This is a genomic window from Agromyces intestinalis (assembly GCF_008365295.1).
Taxonomy (GTDB): domain Bacteria; phylum Actinomycetota; class Actinomycetes; order Actinomycetales; family Microbacteriaceae; genus Agromyces; species Agromyces intestinalis.
The window spans coordinates 1,018,079-1,034,324 of sequence record NZ_CP043505.1 but is presented as its reverse complement, the minus strand read 5'-3'; the positions used below and the strand labels follow the sequence as shown (position 1 = coordinate 1,034,324).

The window sequence follows — 16,246 nt, the reverse complement described above, 5'->3', positions numbered from 1 at the left end:
ACCAACCGAAGGTGACGATGAACCAGCGAGGGTTTTACCAGCCGAACAGCGCGTGGATCGGCGACGTCATCCCGTGGCAGGAGGGCGGCGCGTTCCACCTCTTCTACCTGCACGAGACGCGTCGCACGCCGAAGGACGGCATGCCGTGGCACCGGGTTGTCACCGAGAATCTGGTCGACTTCACCGAGGCCGGCGAGGCCATCGCATCGGGCGGGGCTGCGGCCGACGACTTCAACGTCTACACCGGCAGCATCGTGCTCGCGAGCGACGGCACCCACCACGCGTTCTACACGGGGCAGAACCCCGCGAAGACCGGCGACGACGGGCTCGCGCTGCAGGTCGTCATGCACGCGACGAGCATCGACGGGATGGCGACGTGGCAGCGCCATCCTGCAGACACCTTCGGAGCCACGGCCGGATACGAGACCGCCGACTGGCGCGACCCGTTCGTGTTCTGGGACGAGGAGGCTCGACTCTGGCGCATGCTCATCACGGCGCGCCACGCCGACGGCCCCGTTCGGCGTCGCGGCGTCATCGCGCAGTGCACCTCGACCGACCTCGAGCACTGGGAGCCGGCGGCTCCGTTCTGGGACCCGCGCCGCTACGTCGCGCACGAGTGCCCCGAGGTGTTCCAGTGGGGCGACTGGTGGTACCTCGTCTACTCCGAGTTCAGCGATGCCTTCACGACGCGGTACCGGATGTCGCACAGTCTGCACGGCCCGTGGATCGCGCCGGAGCACGACACCATCGACGGTCGTGCGTTCTACGCCGCGAAGTCGGCGGAGCGCGACGGGCGCCGACTGTTCTTCGGCTGGATCGCCTCGCGCGAGGGCGCGACCGACGACGGCGCCTGGCAGTGGGCCGGCACGATGTCGGTGGTCGAGGCCGAGCAGCGCGACGACGGCACCCTCGCCTTCCACCCGGCCGAAGAGCTCCGCGAGACGTTCACACGACCCGGCTTCGCGCGAACGGATGCGGCGATTGCGAGCGGCACCGTGCTCGCGGCGCCCGACGGCTACCGCGACGCACTGACCACCGACGACGCGCCGTCGTCGTTCCGCCTGCGCGTACGCTTCGACATCGCCGAGGGCACCACCGAAGCCGGCGTGCTCCTGCGGGCGAGTGCCGACGGCGACGAAGGCTACGTCCTGCGGCTCGAGCCGAAACGCGGGCGTCTCGTCTTCGATCGCTGGCCCCGGCGCTCCACCGGTACCGAGCAGTGGCAGATCTCGGGCGATGTGCCGTTCGCCGTCGAACTCGAACGACCCTGCCGACTCGACGCCGGCGAGCACGAGATCGAACTGATCGTCGTCGGCGACCTCTGCGTCGCGACCGTCGACGACGCCACGGTGCTGAGCACGCGACTCTACGACCGACCGAGCGGAAGGGTCGGCGTCTTCGTCGGCGAGGGCGCCGCCACCGTCTCCGAGTTCTCCCTCTTCGCCCGCGACGAGCCCGACGGGCCCGCCGATGCGGGTGAGCGCGAGGCATCCGCGTTCGATATCGCCGACGACCTCGTCGGCTCGAGCACCTGACCTGTCCTCCACCCGCACTGCACGCTGTACATCGATCAAAGGAGATTCCGACCATGTCCATCACGAAGCGCAGACGAGCGTTCCTCGCCGCTGCCGCGACCGCAGCCGCCGCAGCCCTCGTGCTCACGGGCTGCGCCGGCGCGGCGAGCAGTGCCGACCCGACCGATGGCGACCCCGAGGGCGAGATCGTGCCCCGCGAGATCTCGTGGCTGCTCTCGCGACCGGCCGACGGCGGCGTCATCACGGCGATGGAGCAGATCGCCGACGAGTACGCGGCCGAGCACCCCGGCTTCTCGCTCAACCTCATCACGACGCCCGACCGGCCGTCGTACATCCAGAAGTACGAGACGCTCGCGGCCGCCAAGAAGCTGCCCGAGCTCTTCGACACGGATGCCACGCCCTTCGCGCAGAAGCTCGCGACGTCGGGGCAGATGGTCGACGTCGACCTGCTGCTCGACGACCTGGGCCTCGCCGACGAGTACCGTGAAGCGGCGCTGAACTACCAGCGTTTCGACGACGGCTCGCTGTACATGGTGCCGTTCGAGTTCCAGCTCGAGTTCTTCTGGTACAACACGGCACTGCTTGCCGACGCGGGCGTCGAGGTGCCCGCCACGCTCGACGACTTCCCGGCGATGTGCGAGGCGCTGCGGGCGAAGGGCATCACGCCCATCGCGCTCGACGGGCAGGACCAGTGGCCGCTCGAGCGGTACATGGCCTACTACCCGTTCCGCCTGGCCGGCCCCGAGTACGTGCAGCAGCTCAAGAACGGCGACGCGTCGTTCGCCGACCCCGCCGGCAAGGCGGCGGCCGATTGGCTGTACGAGCTCGGACAGAGCGGATGCTTCCAGAAGGGCTTCTCGTCGACCGGGTACGCCGACGCCCAGGCGCTCTTCACGTCGGGCAACGCAGCCGTCTACAACATCGGCACGTGGGAGCTCGGCAACCTCGCCACGGATGCGCTGGACCCGGCCGTGCGCGACGACGTCGACTACTTCACACTGCCGACCATCGACGGCGCGGTCACGAATGACAACGAGTTCGTGACGCCGTCGGGCATCGGCATGGCCGTGAACGCGCAGACCTACGACCCGCTCGTGCGCGACTTCCTCGCGTTCGCCCTCGAGCGCTACCCCGAGGTCTACGCGGCAACCGGCGCGCTCTCGCCGACGACCAATGTCGAAACGACCATTCCCGCCAACGCGACCGAGCTGTACACCCGTGCGGTCGAGCAGGCGAACGAGGTCGGCCCGCGCATCGCGATGCCGTGGGACACGCAGCTGGACCCCGCGACCAACACCCGCCTCCAGCAGGAGCTGACACTCCTGGTGCAGGGCGACATCACGCCCGACGAGTTCATCCAGACGATGGATGCGGCCCTCTCGGAGAACAACCGTGGCTGAGACGGCAACAGTCGGGGTGGGGGCGGCCCAGCCGCGCCCGCCCCGGCGGCGGCGCCCGATGTCGACTTCGATGCTCCCGCGTCGGTCGGGGCTGTCGGTGCTGGTGTTCCTCGTTCCACCGCTCCTGCTCTACGGCGTGGCGGTGCTGCTGCCGATCATCCAGTCGCTCTTCCTCAGCGTGTTCCGCTGGGACGGCATCACCGACATGGTCTTCGTCGGGTTCGACAACTACGTCAAGATGTTCACCCGCGACGACGTCTTCTGGACGGCGTTCGGCAACGCCCTCGGCTACCTCGCGATCTGCCTCGTGCTCCAGCTCGGCGGCGCGCTGGTCGTCGCCGGCCTGCTCACCGCGCTTCCGAGGGCACGCGAGCTCGTGAAGACGGTGTACCTGCTGCCGGCCGTCATCTCGACGGTCGCGATCGCGATCCTGTTCCAGCGCATCTACTCGCTCGAACCGGTGGGCCTGCTCAACCAGATCCTCGCGTGGGTCGGGCTCGAGAACCTGCAGCACGCCTGGCTCTCCGACGTGAACACGGTGCTGGCCGCCGTGTCGATTCCCGAGGGCTGGCGCTTCACCGGCCTCTACATGCTCATCATCTACGCCGCCCTCATCGCCGTGCCCAAAGAACTCGAAGAGGCCGCTCGCCTCGACGGCGCCTCGTGGTGGCAGGTGTTCTGGCGCATCCGCTTCCCGTACATCCGGCCGGTCTGGATCACGACCACGATCATGGCGACGACGTTCGCCCTGCGCGGCTTCGACATCCCGTACCTGCTCACCAATGGCGGGCCCGGGCAGGCCTCCGAGCTGCTCACGACCTACATGTACAAGACCGCGTTCGTGCACACCGACTACGGCTACGCCAGCGCGATCTCGGTCTTCATCGTCGTCGAGTGCCTCGTCGCGGTCGGCCTCATCTTCCTGCTCCTTCGCCGAAGGGATGACTCATGACCGCCCCCGTGCTCACGCCGGCCGCGTCGCCCGCACAGCCCGCGCCGCAGGCGCCGCGACCGATCAGACCCGCAGGGCGACGCATCCGCTCGCTCTCGCCGAGGCTTCGCGTGCAGCGGACCATCCTGACCGTGACGATCGTGCTGATCGTGATCGTGCAGGTGTACCCGCTCGTGTGGCTGTTCCTCACGAGCTTCCGCACGGCGGCGGACTTCGCCGGCGGCAATCCGTTCGCCCTGCCCGGCGAGTGGACGCTCGACAACTACTCCCGCGCGTTCGCCACCGGCAACCTCGGGCTGAACATCGTCAACAGCCTCATCGTCACACTCGGCTCGAGCGTCTTCATCGTCGTCGCGGGCATGATGGCCGCCTACGCGCTCGAGGTGCTCGGGTTCCGGTTCAGCGGCCTCGTGAAGGCGCTGTTCCTGCTCGGCATCATCGTGCCGGTGCAGATCGCGCTCGTGCCGCTCTTCATCGACTACTCGCAGGTCGGGCTGCTCGACACGCACCTGTCGATGATCGTGCCGCTCGCGGCGTTCGCGCTGCCGATGTCGATCTACCTGTTCTCGTCGTTCTACGAGTACATCCCGCGCGAGATGTACGAGGCCGCGTCGATCGACGGCGCCGGCCCGTACCGCATCTTCGGCCAGATCACGTTCCCGCTCTCGGCCAATACGATCATCACGGTGGTGCTCGTGAACAGCATCTTCATCTGGAACGACTTCATCTTCGCGAACACCTTCGTGCTGTCCGACGGGCTCAAGACGATCCCGCTCGGGCTGCAGAACTACATCGGAGCGATGGGTAACACCGACTGGACGGCGACCTTCGCCGCCGTCTGCGTGACGGTGACGCCGCTGCTCCTGGTCTTCCTCGCCTTGAACAAGGCGATGATCAACGGTCTCGAGAGTGGAGCAACCAAGGGATGAGCACCTCGGAGCACGGCCGGAACGGGTCGCCGGTCACGATGCGGGATGTCGCGAAGGTCGCCGGTGTCTCGGTGGCGACGGTGTCGCATGTCGTGAACGACAAGGCCGGCGCCCGCATCGGCGACGACGCCCGGCGACGGGTGCAGGAGGCCGTGATCGAGCTCGGCTACCGACCGAACGCGCTCGCGAAGACGCTCTCGCAGGGCACGTCGCGGTTCATCGGCCTCGTCGCCGACGCGATCGCCACGACCCCGTTCGCCGGCCAGATCATCCACGGCGCGCAAGACGAGGCGTGGAAACACGGCTACGTGCTGCTCGTCGCGAACACCGACGGCAACGAGGCCGCCGAGAACGAGGCCATCGCGATGATGCTCGAGCACCAGGTGCACGGCATCCTCTACTCGACCTGGTACCACCGCGAGATCCAGGTGCCCGAGGCGCTGCACCAGACCGACACCGTGCTCGTCGACTGCTTCGCCGCGGGCAACGTGCTGCCCGCCGTCGTGCCCGACGAGGAGCAGGGCGGCCGCACCGCGACCGAAGAGCTGCTCGCCGCCGGCCACCGCCGCATCGCGTTCATCAACACGACCACGCCGTCGCCCGCGCAGACCGGGCGTCTCGCGGGGTATCGCTCCGCGCTCGAGGCCGCTGGCATCGAGTTCGACGAGTCGCTCGTGTTCCCGGCCGCGCCCGAGCAGGAGGGCGGCTACGCCGCGACATCCGCTCTGCTCGAATCGAAGGCGACGGCCGTGTTCTGCCACAACGACCGCGTCGCGATGGGTCTCTACGACGGGCTGCGCGAGCACGGCCTGCGCATTCCCGAAGACATCGCGGTGATGGGCTTCGACAACCAAGACGTCATCGCCGCGCACCTGCGCCCGACGCTCTCGACCGTCGCGCTGCCGCACTACGAGCTCGGCGCCGCGGGCGTGCGGCTGCTGCTCGGCCTCGAGCCCGCCCCCGAATCGGGCCCCCAGCTCATCGCGTGCCCGCCGGTGCTGCGGCATTCGATCTGACTTCTCTTCGACTGGGAGACGACGTGCACGACACGAACGGCCAGGTGCCGCGACCCCGATTCCACTTCACGCCCCAGCGCAACTGGATGAACGACCCCAACGGGCTCGTCTACGACCGCGGCCTCTGGCACCTCTACTTCCAGTACAACCCCGAGGGCGCCGACTGGGGCAACATGAGCTGGGGCCACGCGACGAGCGCCGACCTGCGGCGGTGGACCGAGCATGACGTGGCGCTGCGGTACCGGCCGGGGGAGCAGGTGTTCTCGGGATCGGTCGTTGCCGGGCCTGCTGGCTCTGCTGAGCACGTGCTCACGGCCTTCTACACGAGCGCCTACGACGACCACCAGGCGCAGTCACGGGCCACGAGTCGCGACGGCGGCTACACCTGGGAGCCCGACCCGCAGAACCCGGTGCTCGACCGCGGCACGCGTGCGTTCCGCGACCCGAAGGTCATCAGGTATACGGATGCCGACGGCTCGACCCGCTACGTCATGCTCACCGTCGAGGCCGACGACCGGCAGGTGCTCTTCTACGTGTCCCGCGACCTGCGGACTTGGGAGTATCTGAGTTCGTTCGGCCCGCTCGGCGCGACCGGGGTGGTCTGGGAGTGCCCCGACCTCGTACCGCTCGCGGTCGACGGCGACCCCGCAGACGCGCGCTGGGTGCTGTTGCTCAGCACGAACCCCATCGGCGACGACCCCGACCCCTACGGCTCGTCGATGCACTACATCGTCGGGCACTTCGACGGCGTTCACTTCACGACGGATGCCTCGGAGCCGACGCGTCTCGACCACGGCCGCGACTTCTACGCCGGCGTCACCTTCGACAGCGCGCCCGGCGGCGAGGCCGTCATGCTCGGCTGGATGAGCAACTGGCGCTACGCCGACGCGTTCCCCTCGTCGCCGTGGCGAGGAGCGATGTCGTTGGCGCGGCGGTTGTCGCTGCGCAGTGTCGGAGGAACGGTGCGCCTCGTGCAGCAGCCGGTGGGGTTCGTGGGGGAGTTGCTCGCGGGGGCGGCGTCTTCGACCGTGTTCGGCGCGGACCGGCCTGCCGACCTCTCGTTGAGCGGGCACTCGCTGGTCGAGCTGACGTGGGAGCCTGCCGCGACGGGAGAGGTCAGGTTGACGCTGCGAGGCGATGCCGATGCCCTCGTCGAGCTGTCGCACGAACCGACGTCGGACGTGCTCAGTGTGACGCGCGGCGGTGCGGCGATGGAGGCCGTGCACCCCGACTTCCCGGCGACGAGTCGCGTCGTTCGGCCAGGCCGACGCGACCAGGTTCGAATCCTGGTGAGCCTCGACGGCCCGCTGCTCGAGGTCTTCCTGGACGACGGCGAGGCTGCGGCGTCGAACCTCGTCGTGCTCGGCGCCGGACCGATCGCGGCCACGCTCAGCACCGAGCGGCCCGGCCCGGTCGCGGCGACCATTGCCGACGTGCGTTCGCCCGCACCGGTCGGTCACGAACTCGAGTTGGATGGTGCGAACCGATGAACGCGTCCGCACCGACGCCCGACGTGCTCGTCGTCGGCGAGGCGCTCGTCGACATCGTGCACCGCGCCGACGACTCGATCGACGAGTCGCCTGGCGGCAGCCCCGCCAACGTCGCCCTGGCCCTCGGTCGCTTGGGCCGAAGCCCGCGGCTGCTCACCTCGATCGGCGACGATCCGCACGGCAGGTCGGTGCGGGCGTGGCTGGCGGCCTCGGAGGTCTCGGTGCACGGGCTGCCCGCAACCCGAACCTCCACGGCGCTGGCGCGCCTCGACGCGCAGGGTGCCGCCACGTATGAATTCGACCTCGAGTGGTCGGTCGACACTTCGAACGTCGCGACGGCGGATGCGCTGCACGTCGGATCCATCGCCGCGACACTCGAGCCGGGCGCCACGGCCGTCGCCGACCTCCTCGACCGCCACCACGATCGGGCGCTCGTCACCTACGACCCGAACATCCGGCCCAGCCTCATCGACGACCGCGAAGCGGTGCGCCGGCAGGTGCGATCGCTGATCGCGCGCGCCGATGTGATCAAGGCGAGCGACGAGGATGTCGTGTGGCTGCACCCCGGCGAGGACATCGCCGACGTCGCACGCCGCTGGTCGCGCTCCGGTCCGGCTCTGGTGGTGATCACCTCGGGGGCGAGCGGATGCTTCGCCGTCGCGCCCGGCTTCGAACTCAGCGTGCCCGCCATCGCCGTCGAGGTTGTCGACACGGTCGGGGCCGGTGACACCTTCATGGCCGCCCTCATCGACGGTCTCCTCGGCGCCGGCGCGTTCGGCGTCGACGCTCGTGCTGCGATCGCATCCCTCGAGAAGGGGCGCCTGACCGAGCTGCTCCACCGAAGCGCACTCGCCGCCTCGGTCACCGTCTCGCGCCCGGGTGCCGACCCACCGTTGCTCGAGGAGCTGATGGCGGCTGCCGGAGTCCGCTAGCGATCCGGGTTGCGCGGGCTCGTGACATCCAGCCCTCTCTCACGGCGATGAGGGTGCAGCGCATCATCGGCTGAAACACCACACGCGGTGGCAGATGGTCCAGGAGAAGGGCGGGGCGATTCGGCGCCGAGCTCAGCGCCCCTGCAGATGCGCGAGCTTCGCCGGATTCCCGACGCCGTGGATCGCTACGATGCGGTCGCCGGCGAACTCGAATGCGAGCACCGAGACGACGCGTCCGTGCCGACGCGCGATGACGCCCGGTTCGGCGTTCACCTCCGCGACCGCGAAATCGAGGCTTCGCCCGCCGACGGCCTTCAGCAGTTGCCGACCGATCGCCTCCGCGCCGACGACGACTTCGGTGGATGCCTCGGGGTAGAAGCCGCCCGAGTCGAAGTGCCCACGGGCGTCATCGGCGAGGATCGCGACGAGCCCGTCGAGGTCGCCCTCGGATGCCGCACGCGCGAACCGCTCCGAGAGCCGGCGCGCGACCGCGGGATCTGCGGCGAAGCGGGCTTCGCCGTGGGCGGCCACGCGCTTGCGCGCCCGCGACGCGGACTGCCGAGCGCTCACCGTGCTCACCCCGAGGATCCCGGCGATCTCATCGAACCCGAGGTCGAAGACGTCGTGCAGCAGGAACGCGGTGCGCTCGGCGGGTGTCAGCTGTTCGAGGACCACGAGTAGAGCCATGCGCACCGAATCGTCGAGCGTCACGCGGTCTTCGGGGAGGATGCGCTCGTCGGCGACCACGGGCTCGGGCAGCCACGGTCCGACATACGCCCGGCGGGAGTGCTCGTGCGCGCGCAACCGGTCGATCGCGAGCCGCGAGGCGACCGTCACGAGCCACGCGCGGGGATCGTCGAGCGGTTCGCGGGCGTCGCGCGCGAGCAGTCGCACGTAGGTCTCCTGCGTGACATCCTCGGCGTCGGCGACCGAGCCGACCACCCGGTAGGCGACGTCGCGCACGACGCGTCGATGCTCGGCCCAGAGTTCCGCGAATTCGGTCATGTCGATACGACGATCCACCCGCCGCCCGTGTGACGGCAAGGCCGGGATTTCTGCACACGTTCCGCGCGCGCGTGTCACGTTCACGCCGGGTCATCCGTCTCTTGGGTATGGATGCTTCGCACTCGCTCGACCGGAGGGCCACGCGGCGGCCGCCGCGCCGACTGGTGAAACTGACCGAACCCGTCGCCCGCGCGCTCGCCGGACGCCGCCTGATGCCGCTCTGGGCGGTCGTCCGCCACCGCGGACGCAAGAGCGGCACGGCCTACGAGACGCCCATCGCGGTCGTGCCCACGACGGATGCCTCGATCGTGATGATCGGGCTGCCGTGGGGGCCGAACACGAACTGGGCACGAAACGTCGTAGCGGCAGGCGGCACGTCGCTGCGCTGGAAGGGCGGCGACGTCGTGCTCGTGCGTCCGCGGATCGTCGACGGCGCCGAGGCGCAGCGGCTCGCGAAAGGCGCGGTCGGCGCGGTCGTCAAACGCTTCCCCGCGGCGATCGTGTTCGCTCGGGCGTGAGTAGTGAATCTCAGCTCTCCCAGGGTGTGACCGCCTGCTCGTAGCTCCACCGACGGAACGACCGGTCGGTCCGCCGGATGAAGAGGAACGTCACGATCGCACCGGGGAGAGCGCTCGAGAAGAGCACGAAAGGCAGCCATCCGAAAGCCCACAGTGCAAGCGGGCCGAGCACGACATTGTCGAACGCTCGAATCGGCAGGAGGCCGAGCGTGACGTAGAGGGCCAGCTGAATGGCAGCACACAGGCCCCATCCGTAGAGTGCCCAGATCGAGAAGCCGCGTCGCGGCACGGTGATACCGGCCCGCTTCAAAGTGACCGACGACGATCGTTCTCCTGAGCCATCGAGGGGTGAACCATCGAAGACCGGCGAGGGTGACTGAGCGTTCGAGTCGACGTTGCGATCGCCGCCAAGTCCGTCTGAGTTGGGAGCTGAGTGGCTGGTCGGCCACCGCCGACTGTTGCTGGTTGAGCGCGTTCGCGAGGCGGGCTTCCGATTCCGCGGCGAACGCCTGTATGAGCTGGACGTCGTTCGAACCGACGAGCCGGACGATGCTGCGTACCGATGCCTCAGCGCTCAGTGTTGCCTCCGAACGCAACGAGGATGGGGAACAGGATCGCGAGCGTGATCGCGAGCACGACCCAGAGCTCGAAGTCGCGCATCGTCAGGCGATCCGAGTCGGCCGAGCAGTCGCGGCGACCTGGTCGAGCACGTGCTCGAGGGCGTCGATCTCTGACTCGCTGAACACGTCCTCAGGCCCGCGCGGCGCGATCGCGTCGAACGGCGGGTCGTAGAGCACCTTGATCGGCACCTGCCCCGTGCGACTGAGCTGATCGACGATGAGGTCGACGAACGAGATCTGGCGTGCGCTGAGGTTCCGATCGGCGACGAACTGGGAGAGTGCCTCTTGTGCGGCCGAACGTTCGAGCCCGAGCAGCGAGCGGACGAAGAGCCCGAGCCCGTCGGCCTCGGCAGCGGCGGTCGCGAGGGCGTCGAGATCGGATGCTTCGAACTCGCCGCTCTCGATGAGCATGCGCTGCAGCTCGTCGAGGTCGGTCTCGGTGAGTTGTTTCCCCGTGCGGAGCTTGCGCAGCACGACGTGGTTCTCGTGTGCGCGCAGATAGGCGAACAGCTTCTGCCGGAATCGAACCCGGTTCACGCCGGGGCTGTCGATGACGATCTCGGTCGGACCTTCGTCGAGGTCGAGGGTGTCTTCGAAGTCGGTGAACATGATCGATCGCGACTTCGCTTCGATGAGCCGCACAAGCGGGCGGAGTCGCACGCGCATCGCCTCGAGCATCGGCGCGGTGACGTCCTGCCACCAGTCCGTGCCGGCGACGGCGTCGATGAGCTCGAGCTGCGCGGCGATCACGGGGATGCCGCGCTGCTCGCCGAGCGCCGTGGCGATCGCCCGGATCCGGTCGCGTGCGGTCGCGAACCCGGGGTCGGCGGCGAGCACGCCGAGCTGGGCCCGAAGCACGAGCAGATCGAACCGCTTCGCACGCTCGTCGGTGTCGGTCGCGAGTGCGGCCGACGGAAGGTCGGCGAGCGCAACGGCGTCCGAGACCTCCGCCGCCCACGCCTCGCCTGACGCGAACCGTTCGACGAGCCGCCGATGCGGACGCACGAGGAAGTTCTGCTCGTTCATCCCCGCGACGATCGCCTGCAGTCCCTCGGCGAGCCCCGTGCGGAGGTCGCGATCGTCGTCGGACGCGGTGCCCGAGACATCCGCTCGATCGAGTGCCTGGAGCAGTTCGAGGCGGGCCGAGAACAGGCGCGAGTGCAGTGAGCGCGCTCCGGAGGATTGCAGCTCGGGCACCTGCTGGTTGAAGAACTCGATGTTGCCGCCGACGTCGAAGACGATGAAGTCACGCTTGTCGTCGCTGCCGTCGTCGGCGTCGCCGTACAGCCCCGGACGCAGTCGCGTGCCGCGCCCGAGCATCTGCCAGTACTTCGACTTCGAGAACACGGGTTTGAAGAACACGAGGTTCACGACCTCGGGCACGTCGATGCCGGTGTCGAGCATGTCGACCGAGATCGCGATGTGCGGCGACTTGTCGGCTTGCGCGAAGTCGTCGATGAGCGTCTCGGCGCGCTCGACCCGGTAGGTGATGACGCGCGCGAACTTCCCCGCGTACTCGGGGTAGTTCGCGTCGAACCGGTCGGCGATGAACTGCGCATGGGCGTTGTTCTTCGCGAACACGATCGTCTTGCCGAGTCGGTCGCCGCCTGCGACGCGGCGGCCCTCGGTCATGAGCACTTCGAGCACCTTGTCGACGGTGTCTTCGTTGAAGAGCCACGCGTTGATCGCGTCGGCGTCGACCTGGTCGGGGATCTCGCCGTCTTCCCAGTCGAGCAGATCCCACTGCTCCTTCTGATCGTCGGTGAGTTCGTCGTAGCGGATGCCTCGCCGGAGGAACTTCGACGTGATCGAACGGGCAACAGGCGGCACGAGGTATCCGTCTTCGATCGCTCGTGAGAGCTCGTACTCGAAGGTCGGGATCCCGTCTTCGAGGTGAAAGAGGCGATAGGTATTGTGGTCGACTTCGTCTTTCGGGGTCGCGGTGAGACCGACGACGTGCGCGTCGAAGTACTCGAAGATCGCGCCGTACTTCTGGTACACCGACCGGTGGGCCTCGTCGATCACGATGAGGTCGAAGTACCCGGGGCCGAACCGGCGTGCGCCACCGTCGTCTCCGCCGCCCTGGTCGATGAGGCCCATCATCGTCGGGTAGGTCGACACGTAGACCCGGCCTTCGAGGTCGCGCTCGTCGAGCAGGTTCACCGGGGGCGTGTCGGGCGCGTGCGCCTTGAACGCGCTCACGGCCTGCCCCACGAGTGCACGGCGGTCGGCGAGGAAGAGCACGCGCTTCACCCAGTTCGCGCGCGAGAGCAGGTCGACGAGCGCGATGACCGTACGCGTCTTGCCGCTGCCGGTCGCCATGACGAGCAGTGCACGTCGTTCGCGATCACGTTCGAACGCCTCGGCGACGGCCCGGATCGCCTGGTGCTGATAGGCGCGACTCGCGACCTCCTCGTTGATGGCGAGCGAGTCGAGCGGCTTGCGAGCGCCGCGCCGCTGCACGAGCAGGGCGAGTTCGTCTTTCGTGTAGAAGCCCTGCACGGCGCGCGGAGGATATCCGGCGGGCGAGTCATCCCACATCCAGTGCTCGTAGCCGTTGGACGTGAAGATCACCGGGCGCTGCCCGTACTGCGCCTCGAGCGCATCGGCGTAGAGCTTCGCCTGCTGCTGCCCGACGCGCGCGTCGCGCCGGGTGCGCTTCGCCTCGACGAGTCCGAGCGGCTTGCCGTCATCGCCCCACAGCACGTAGTCGACGCGGCCCGTGCCGCTCGGACTGCCGCCGAGCCCGGTCACGGGCACCTCGACGACGTGCGGATCGGTCGGGTCCCAGCCGGCTTCGCGCAGCAGCAGGTCGATGAAGCGATCGCGAGTGGATGCCTCGTCGTAGTCGTGCGTGTCGGGGACGAGCGCGTTCTGCGCCTTAGCCTCGGCGATCTCGGCCCGAAGCGCTTCGAGCTCTGCCCGGAGCTCGTCGCTCTCGGCGACCTTGGCCGCGAGCGCGGCATCCTTCTGCTCATTGGCTGCGAGGGCGGCGGCCAGTTCGGCCTTCGTCTTCTGGATGAGCCCGGGCTGCGGTTTCGGCAGGGATGCCACGTCGAACGACTGCCCCGGTGCAGGTCGGTTCGCGGGGTCGGTCGCGTAGTGCGACGCGAGCCAGATCATGACGTGGAAGAGTTCGCGCACGATCGGCAGACTGTCGGCCGGCGTGATCTTGAACGTCTTGTGCACGGCGTCGTTGCCGCGCATACGGATGAGGTTCATCTTCGCGAACACCGCTTGCCCGACGAGTCGCTTGAACGTCGGCTCGTGGATGAGGGCGGCGAGTTCGTCTTTGTATGGCGGCTTCAGCGAAGCATCCGCCCGATACAGCCAGAGCGCCGTGAGTTCGACCGCGCGTCGCGCGTAGAAGAGCGAGGAGCGCGGGTCGCCGTTGACGTAGAACTCGGCGCGGGCGGCCTCGGCGGCGATCTCGGGCCACTCGTGCCGGATGAAGGCGAAGTTGGTCATGCGGGGTCCTTGAGAAGCGGCGGCAGGAACCCTGCCCGGTCGAGTTCGCGGATCAGGAAGGGGCTCAGCTCGTTGGGGCCGAACGAAACAAGGTACGACCGACCACCGACATGCTCGGGCTTCAGGAGTCCGCGGTCGAGGAGCGGGCGGAGTGCGTGGCTCCTGAGTGAGGGGCTGCCGGGCACGAGGTGCTCGATCTGTCCGGCCTTGAGGAATCCGGTGTCGAAGGCAAGCAAGAGGATGTCGCGCTCCCGGGCCGTGATCCCGGCCGCGCGGGTGAACCTCTCGAGGGCGGGTGCGACGAGCTCATCGCGCACGAACACGGCGTCTTGCAGACGGTGGAGGCGTCGCAAGTCGGCGAGCAGTCCGCTGATGAAGAACTCGCACCACGCGATGGTGCCTGCGTCACTCAGATCGTCGGCCTTGGCGAGGGCGTCGTAGTACTCGGATCGGGACACCCCGAACACGGAGGTCGGGTTGACCGCGCGAAGGCCGACCGGGCTCACGAACCCGTGGCGGCCGAGCATGGCGTAGCTCAGCAGACGGGAGACGCGGCCGTTGCCGTTCTGGAACGGGTGGACCCAGAGGAACCGGTGGTGGGCGATCGCGACGTGCAAGAGCTGTTGGTGAGTCGGCACTTGTCGGTTGACGAACTCGAGCAGACGATCCATCTCGGCCTGAACGGAAGCGAACAGGGGAGGCTGGTGGGTGGCGCCCTGAATGGCGACGTCGCGAACGCGGTAGGCGCCGGGCCTCGGATCTCCTTCGCGGACGAGTCCGTCGACCGCACGCCGGTGAAACTCGCGGATCAGTGAATGGGTGATCGGCCGCGTTGGGTCAGTTTCGTCGATGAACTCCATGACTTCGTTGAGGTTCAGAATCTCGCGGACGGTCTCGTCTACCCGATCGGGTTGGGACTCTGCGGCTTGCGCGCCGGCGATCGCGTCGAGGATGGTCGTGCGGTTGCCCTCGATGCGTGCGGAGATCATGCTCGACAGGAACTGGAACAGGCCGTGCAGCTCGGAGAACACGTGAGGCGGAGTCGTGCCGACCCCGATCTCGCCTCGGAGTCGCTCGAGCTCCACGACCGATGAGGCGAGTTGTGAGTCGAACTCGAAGCGCGGAAAGACGAACTCTTCGTTGCTGGAAGTCGCATCGGTATTTGATTCCATCGTGCTCCGTACTTTAGGGCAAGAAGGTCACGATCGGCATGAATCCGGGGAACTTCCTATCCCGAGTGATGTGTCGGATTTGCAGAGTACGGGACGGTTGAATCAAGACATGGTCGCTGACTGCGGCGTCTGCCCTGCTCGACCGCGCTCAGCTAGCTGAATACAGCAATCAATCACGGTATTCAGTGACGGCTCGCTCGCAACTTGTGCATCGCGCGGATGGCGCGCGTCAGGTCCGCGCGACTGATGGAGTCGAATCCGTAGCCTGCTTTGGTCTTCAGCTGAAGCAGCGCGCTCAGGTGCTTGGCGGCACTCGCGTCGGCCTTCTTGAGGTGTGCGATTGCGTCGGTGTGGTTGTCGCCCTGCACGTGCGTTCCGAGCCGCTTCATGCCGATCACATCGGATGCCGCGATGCCGGCGTGGACGCACAGCGTGACGATCGCGTCGACGAGTTCGGCGTCGTTGTCGTCGAACTGCTCGACGATGTCGGCTGCCTCGGCGAACTGGTCAGCCTTGCGGCGCCTCCCCTGCTCGATGGCGGGCGTTCGTTGCACTTCACGCAGGCGTGGAGGCTCCCCGAATGGCTTTGCGAAACTCGTCGAGCGTGCCAGCGAGCATGACACCGTCGCGGGCGATTTCAGCGAGGACGGGGTGCGCTTCGGGTCCCTCGGCGATTTCGTCGAGGCCGTAGACGAGCATGCGTGCGTCGTTGCCGGTCAGGCGGGTGATGGCGAGTGCGAGTTCGGATGCCTCGTCGTCGAACTCGGCGGCGTCGGCGTCGTCGGGCCGCACGAGGAAGAGGTCGATGTCGCTCTCGGGGGTCATGTCGTCGCGGCTCGCTGAGCCGAAGAGGGCTGCGAACATCGGCGCGTAGGTGAAGTCGGTGCGGATCTGGGTCGCGACGCGCTCGAGGAACCTGCTCTTGGCCGACACGATCTCGCCGATCGCGGGCGCGAGGATGTGGTCGGCGTTGAAGCGGTAGAGCGACTTCGCCCCGACGTGCGATTCGAGCACTGTGCCCTGGGACACCAGTCGGCGGAGCGAGAGTTTGACACCGGTGTACGACTTTCCGGTGAGGCGGGCCAATTGGGCAACGTCCATCTGCGCGTCGCCCGCGCGGGTGAGCGCCGCGAGTACGTCGCCCTCGACGCCGCCCGAGATCGCGCCGAGCGGGTGTTGAAGCTGCATGCGGCCCCTCCTTCATCACTG

General features: G+C 68.1%; 14 protein-coding genes. 8 read left to right on the top strand and 6 right to left on the bottom strand.

The window, feature by feature from the left end:
* The first annotated feature begins 17 nt into the window (after positions 1 to 17).
* From FLP10_RS04805 to FLP10_RS04775, 7 genes are all read left to right on the top strand, one after another.
* Positions 18 to 1,535 (top strand): glycoside hydrolase family 32 protein, encoded by a 1,518-nt coding sequence (locus FLP10_RS04805; RefSeq protein WP_149162084.1) that lies wholly within the window; start codon positions 18 to 20, stop codon positions 1,533 to 1,535.
* 53 nt (positions 1,536 to 1,588) lie between these two features.
* Positions 1,589 to 2,935 (top strand): ABC transporter substrate-binding protein, encoded by a 1,347-nt coding sequence (locus tag FLP10_RS04800; RefSeq protein ID WP_149159839.1) that lies wholly within the window; start codon positions 1,589 to 1,591, stop codon positions 2,933 to 2,935.
* Between the two features lie 70 nt (positions 2,936 to 3,005).
* Positions 3,006 to 3,887, top strand: coding sequence for a carbohydrate ABC transporter permease (locus FLP10_RS04795; protein ID WP_149162083.1), 882 nt, complete (start codon positions 3,006 to 3,008; stop codon positions 3,885 to 3,887).
* A complete protein-coding gene (locus FLP10_RS04790; protein WP_149159838.1) occupies positions 3,884 to 4,816 on the top strand; it encodes a carbohydrate ABC transporter permease in 933 nt (310 codons plus the stop codon). Before FLP10_RS04795 ends, FLP10_RS04790 begins: the two co-directional genes overlap by 4 nt.
* Complete coding sequence (locus tag FLP10_RS04785) at positions 4,813 to 5,832, top strand: LacI family DNA-binding transcriptional regulator (RefSeq protein WP_149159837.1); 1,020 nt, start codon at positions 4,813 to 4,815, stop codon at positions 5,830 to 5,832. The genes FLP10_RS04790 and FLP10_RS04785 overlap by 4 nt, the downstream gene beginning before the upstream one ends.
* 23 nt (positions 5,833 to 5,855) lie before the next feature.
* Positions 5,856 to 7,322: a glycoside hydrolase family 32 protein gene (locus FLP10_RS04780; RefSeq protein WP_149159836.1), complete on the top strand. Its 1,467-nt coding sequence runs from the start codon at positions 5,856 to 5,858 to the stop codon at positions 7,320 to 7,322.
* Positions 7,319 to 8,254 (top strand): carbohydrate kinase family protein, encoded by a 936-nt coding sequence (locus tag FLP10_RS04775; RefSeq protein ID WP_149159835.1) that lies wholly within the window; start codon positions 7,319 to 7,321, stop codon positions 8,252 to 8,254. The genes FLP10_RS04780 and FLP10_RS04775 overlap by 4 nt, the downstream gene beginning before the upstream one ends.
* Before the next feature lie 132 nt (positions 8,255 to 8,386).
* Here FLP10_RS04775 and FLP10_RS04770 read toward each other — a convergent pair whose 3' ends face one another.
* Positions 8,387 to 9,259 carry a sigma-70 family RNA polymerase sigma factor gene (locus FLP10_RS04770; RefSeq protein WP_149159834.1) on the bottom strand — a complete coding sequence of 291 codons (873 nt, stop codon included), beginning with the start codon at positions 9,257 to 9,259 and terminating at the stop codon, positions 8,387 to 8,389.
* 164 nt (positions 9,260 to 9,423) lie between these two features.
* On the opposite strand from FLP10_RS04770, the gene FLP10_RS04765 reads away from it, so the two are divergent.
* Positions 9,424 to 9,777 carry a nitroreductase family deazaflavin-dependent oxidoreductase gene (locus FLP10_RS04765; RefSeq protein ID WP_246150203.1) on the top strand — a complete coding sequence of 118 codons (354 nt, stop codon included), beginning with the start codon at positions 9,424 to 9,426 and terminating at the stop codon, positions 9,775 to 9,777.
* A gap of 10 nt (positions 9,778 to 9,787) precedes the next feature.
* Here the strand turns inward: FLP10_RS04765 and FLP10_RS04760 are convergent, their stop codons facing one another.
* From FLP10_RS04760 to FLP10_RS04740, 5 genes are all read right to left on the bottom strand, one after another.
* On the bottom strand, positions 9,788 to 10,066 hold the full coding sequence (locus FLP10_RS04760) for a hypothetical protein (protein ID WP_149159833.1): 279 nt from the start codon (positions 10,064 to 10,066) through the stop codon (positions 9,788 to 9,790).
* Positions 10,067 to 10,439: 373 nt separating this feature from the next.
* Positions 10,440 to 13,865 carry a DEAD/DEAH box helicase family protein gene (locus FLP10_RS04755; RefSeq protein WP_149159832.1) on the bottom strand — a complete coding sequence of 1,142 codons (3,426 nt, stop codon included), beginning with the start codon at positions 13,863 to 13,865 and terminating at the stop codon, positions 10,440 to 10,442.
* The gene (locus FLP10_RS04750; protein ID WP_149159831.1) at positions 13,862 to 15,037 is read right to left on the bottom strand and encodes a Fic family protein; all 1,176 of its coding nucleotides are present in this window, start codon (positions 15,035 to 15,037) and stop codon (positions 13,862 to 13,864) included. The genes FLP10_RS04755 and FLP10_RS04750 overlap by 4 nt, the downstream gene beginning before the upstream one ends.
* A 182-nt stretch (positions 15,038 to 15,219) precedes the next feature.
* Positions 15,220 to 15,591 (bottom strand): hypothetical protein, encoded by a 372-nt coding sequence (locus FLP10_RS04745; RefSeq protein WP_210418475.1) that lies wholly within the window; start codon positions 15,589 to 15,591, stop codon positions 15,220 to 15,222.
* A 1-nt stretch (position 15,592) separates the two neighbouring features.
* Positions 15,593 to 16,225, bottom strand: a complete 633-nt coding sequence (locus FLP10_RS04740; protein WP_149159830.1) for a nucleotidyltransferase domain-containing protein — start codon at positions 16,223 to 16,225, stop codon at positions 15,593 to 15,595.
* Positions 16,226 to 16,246: the final 21 nt, after the last annotated feature.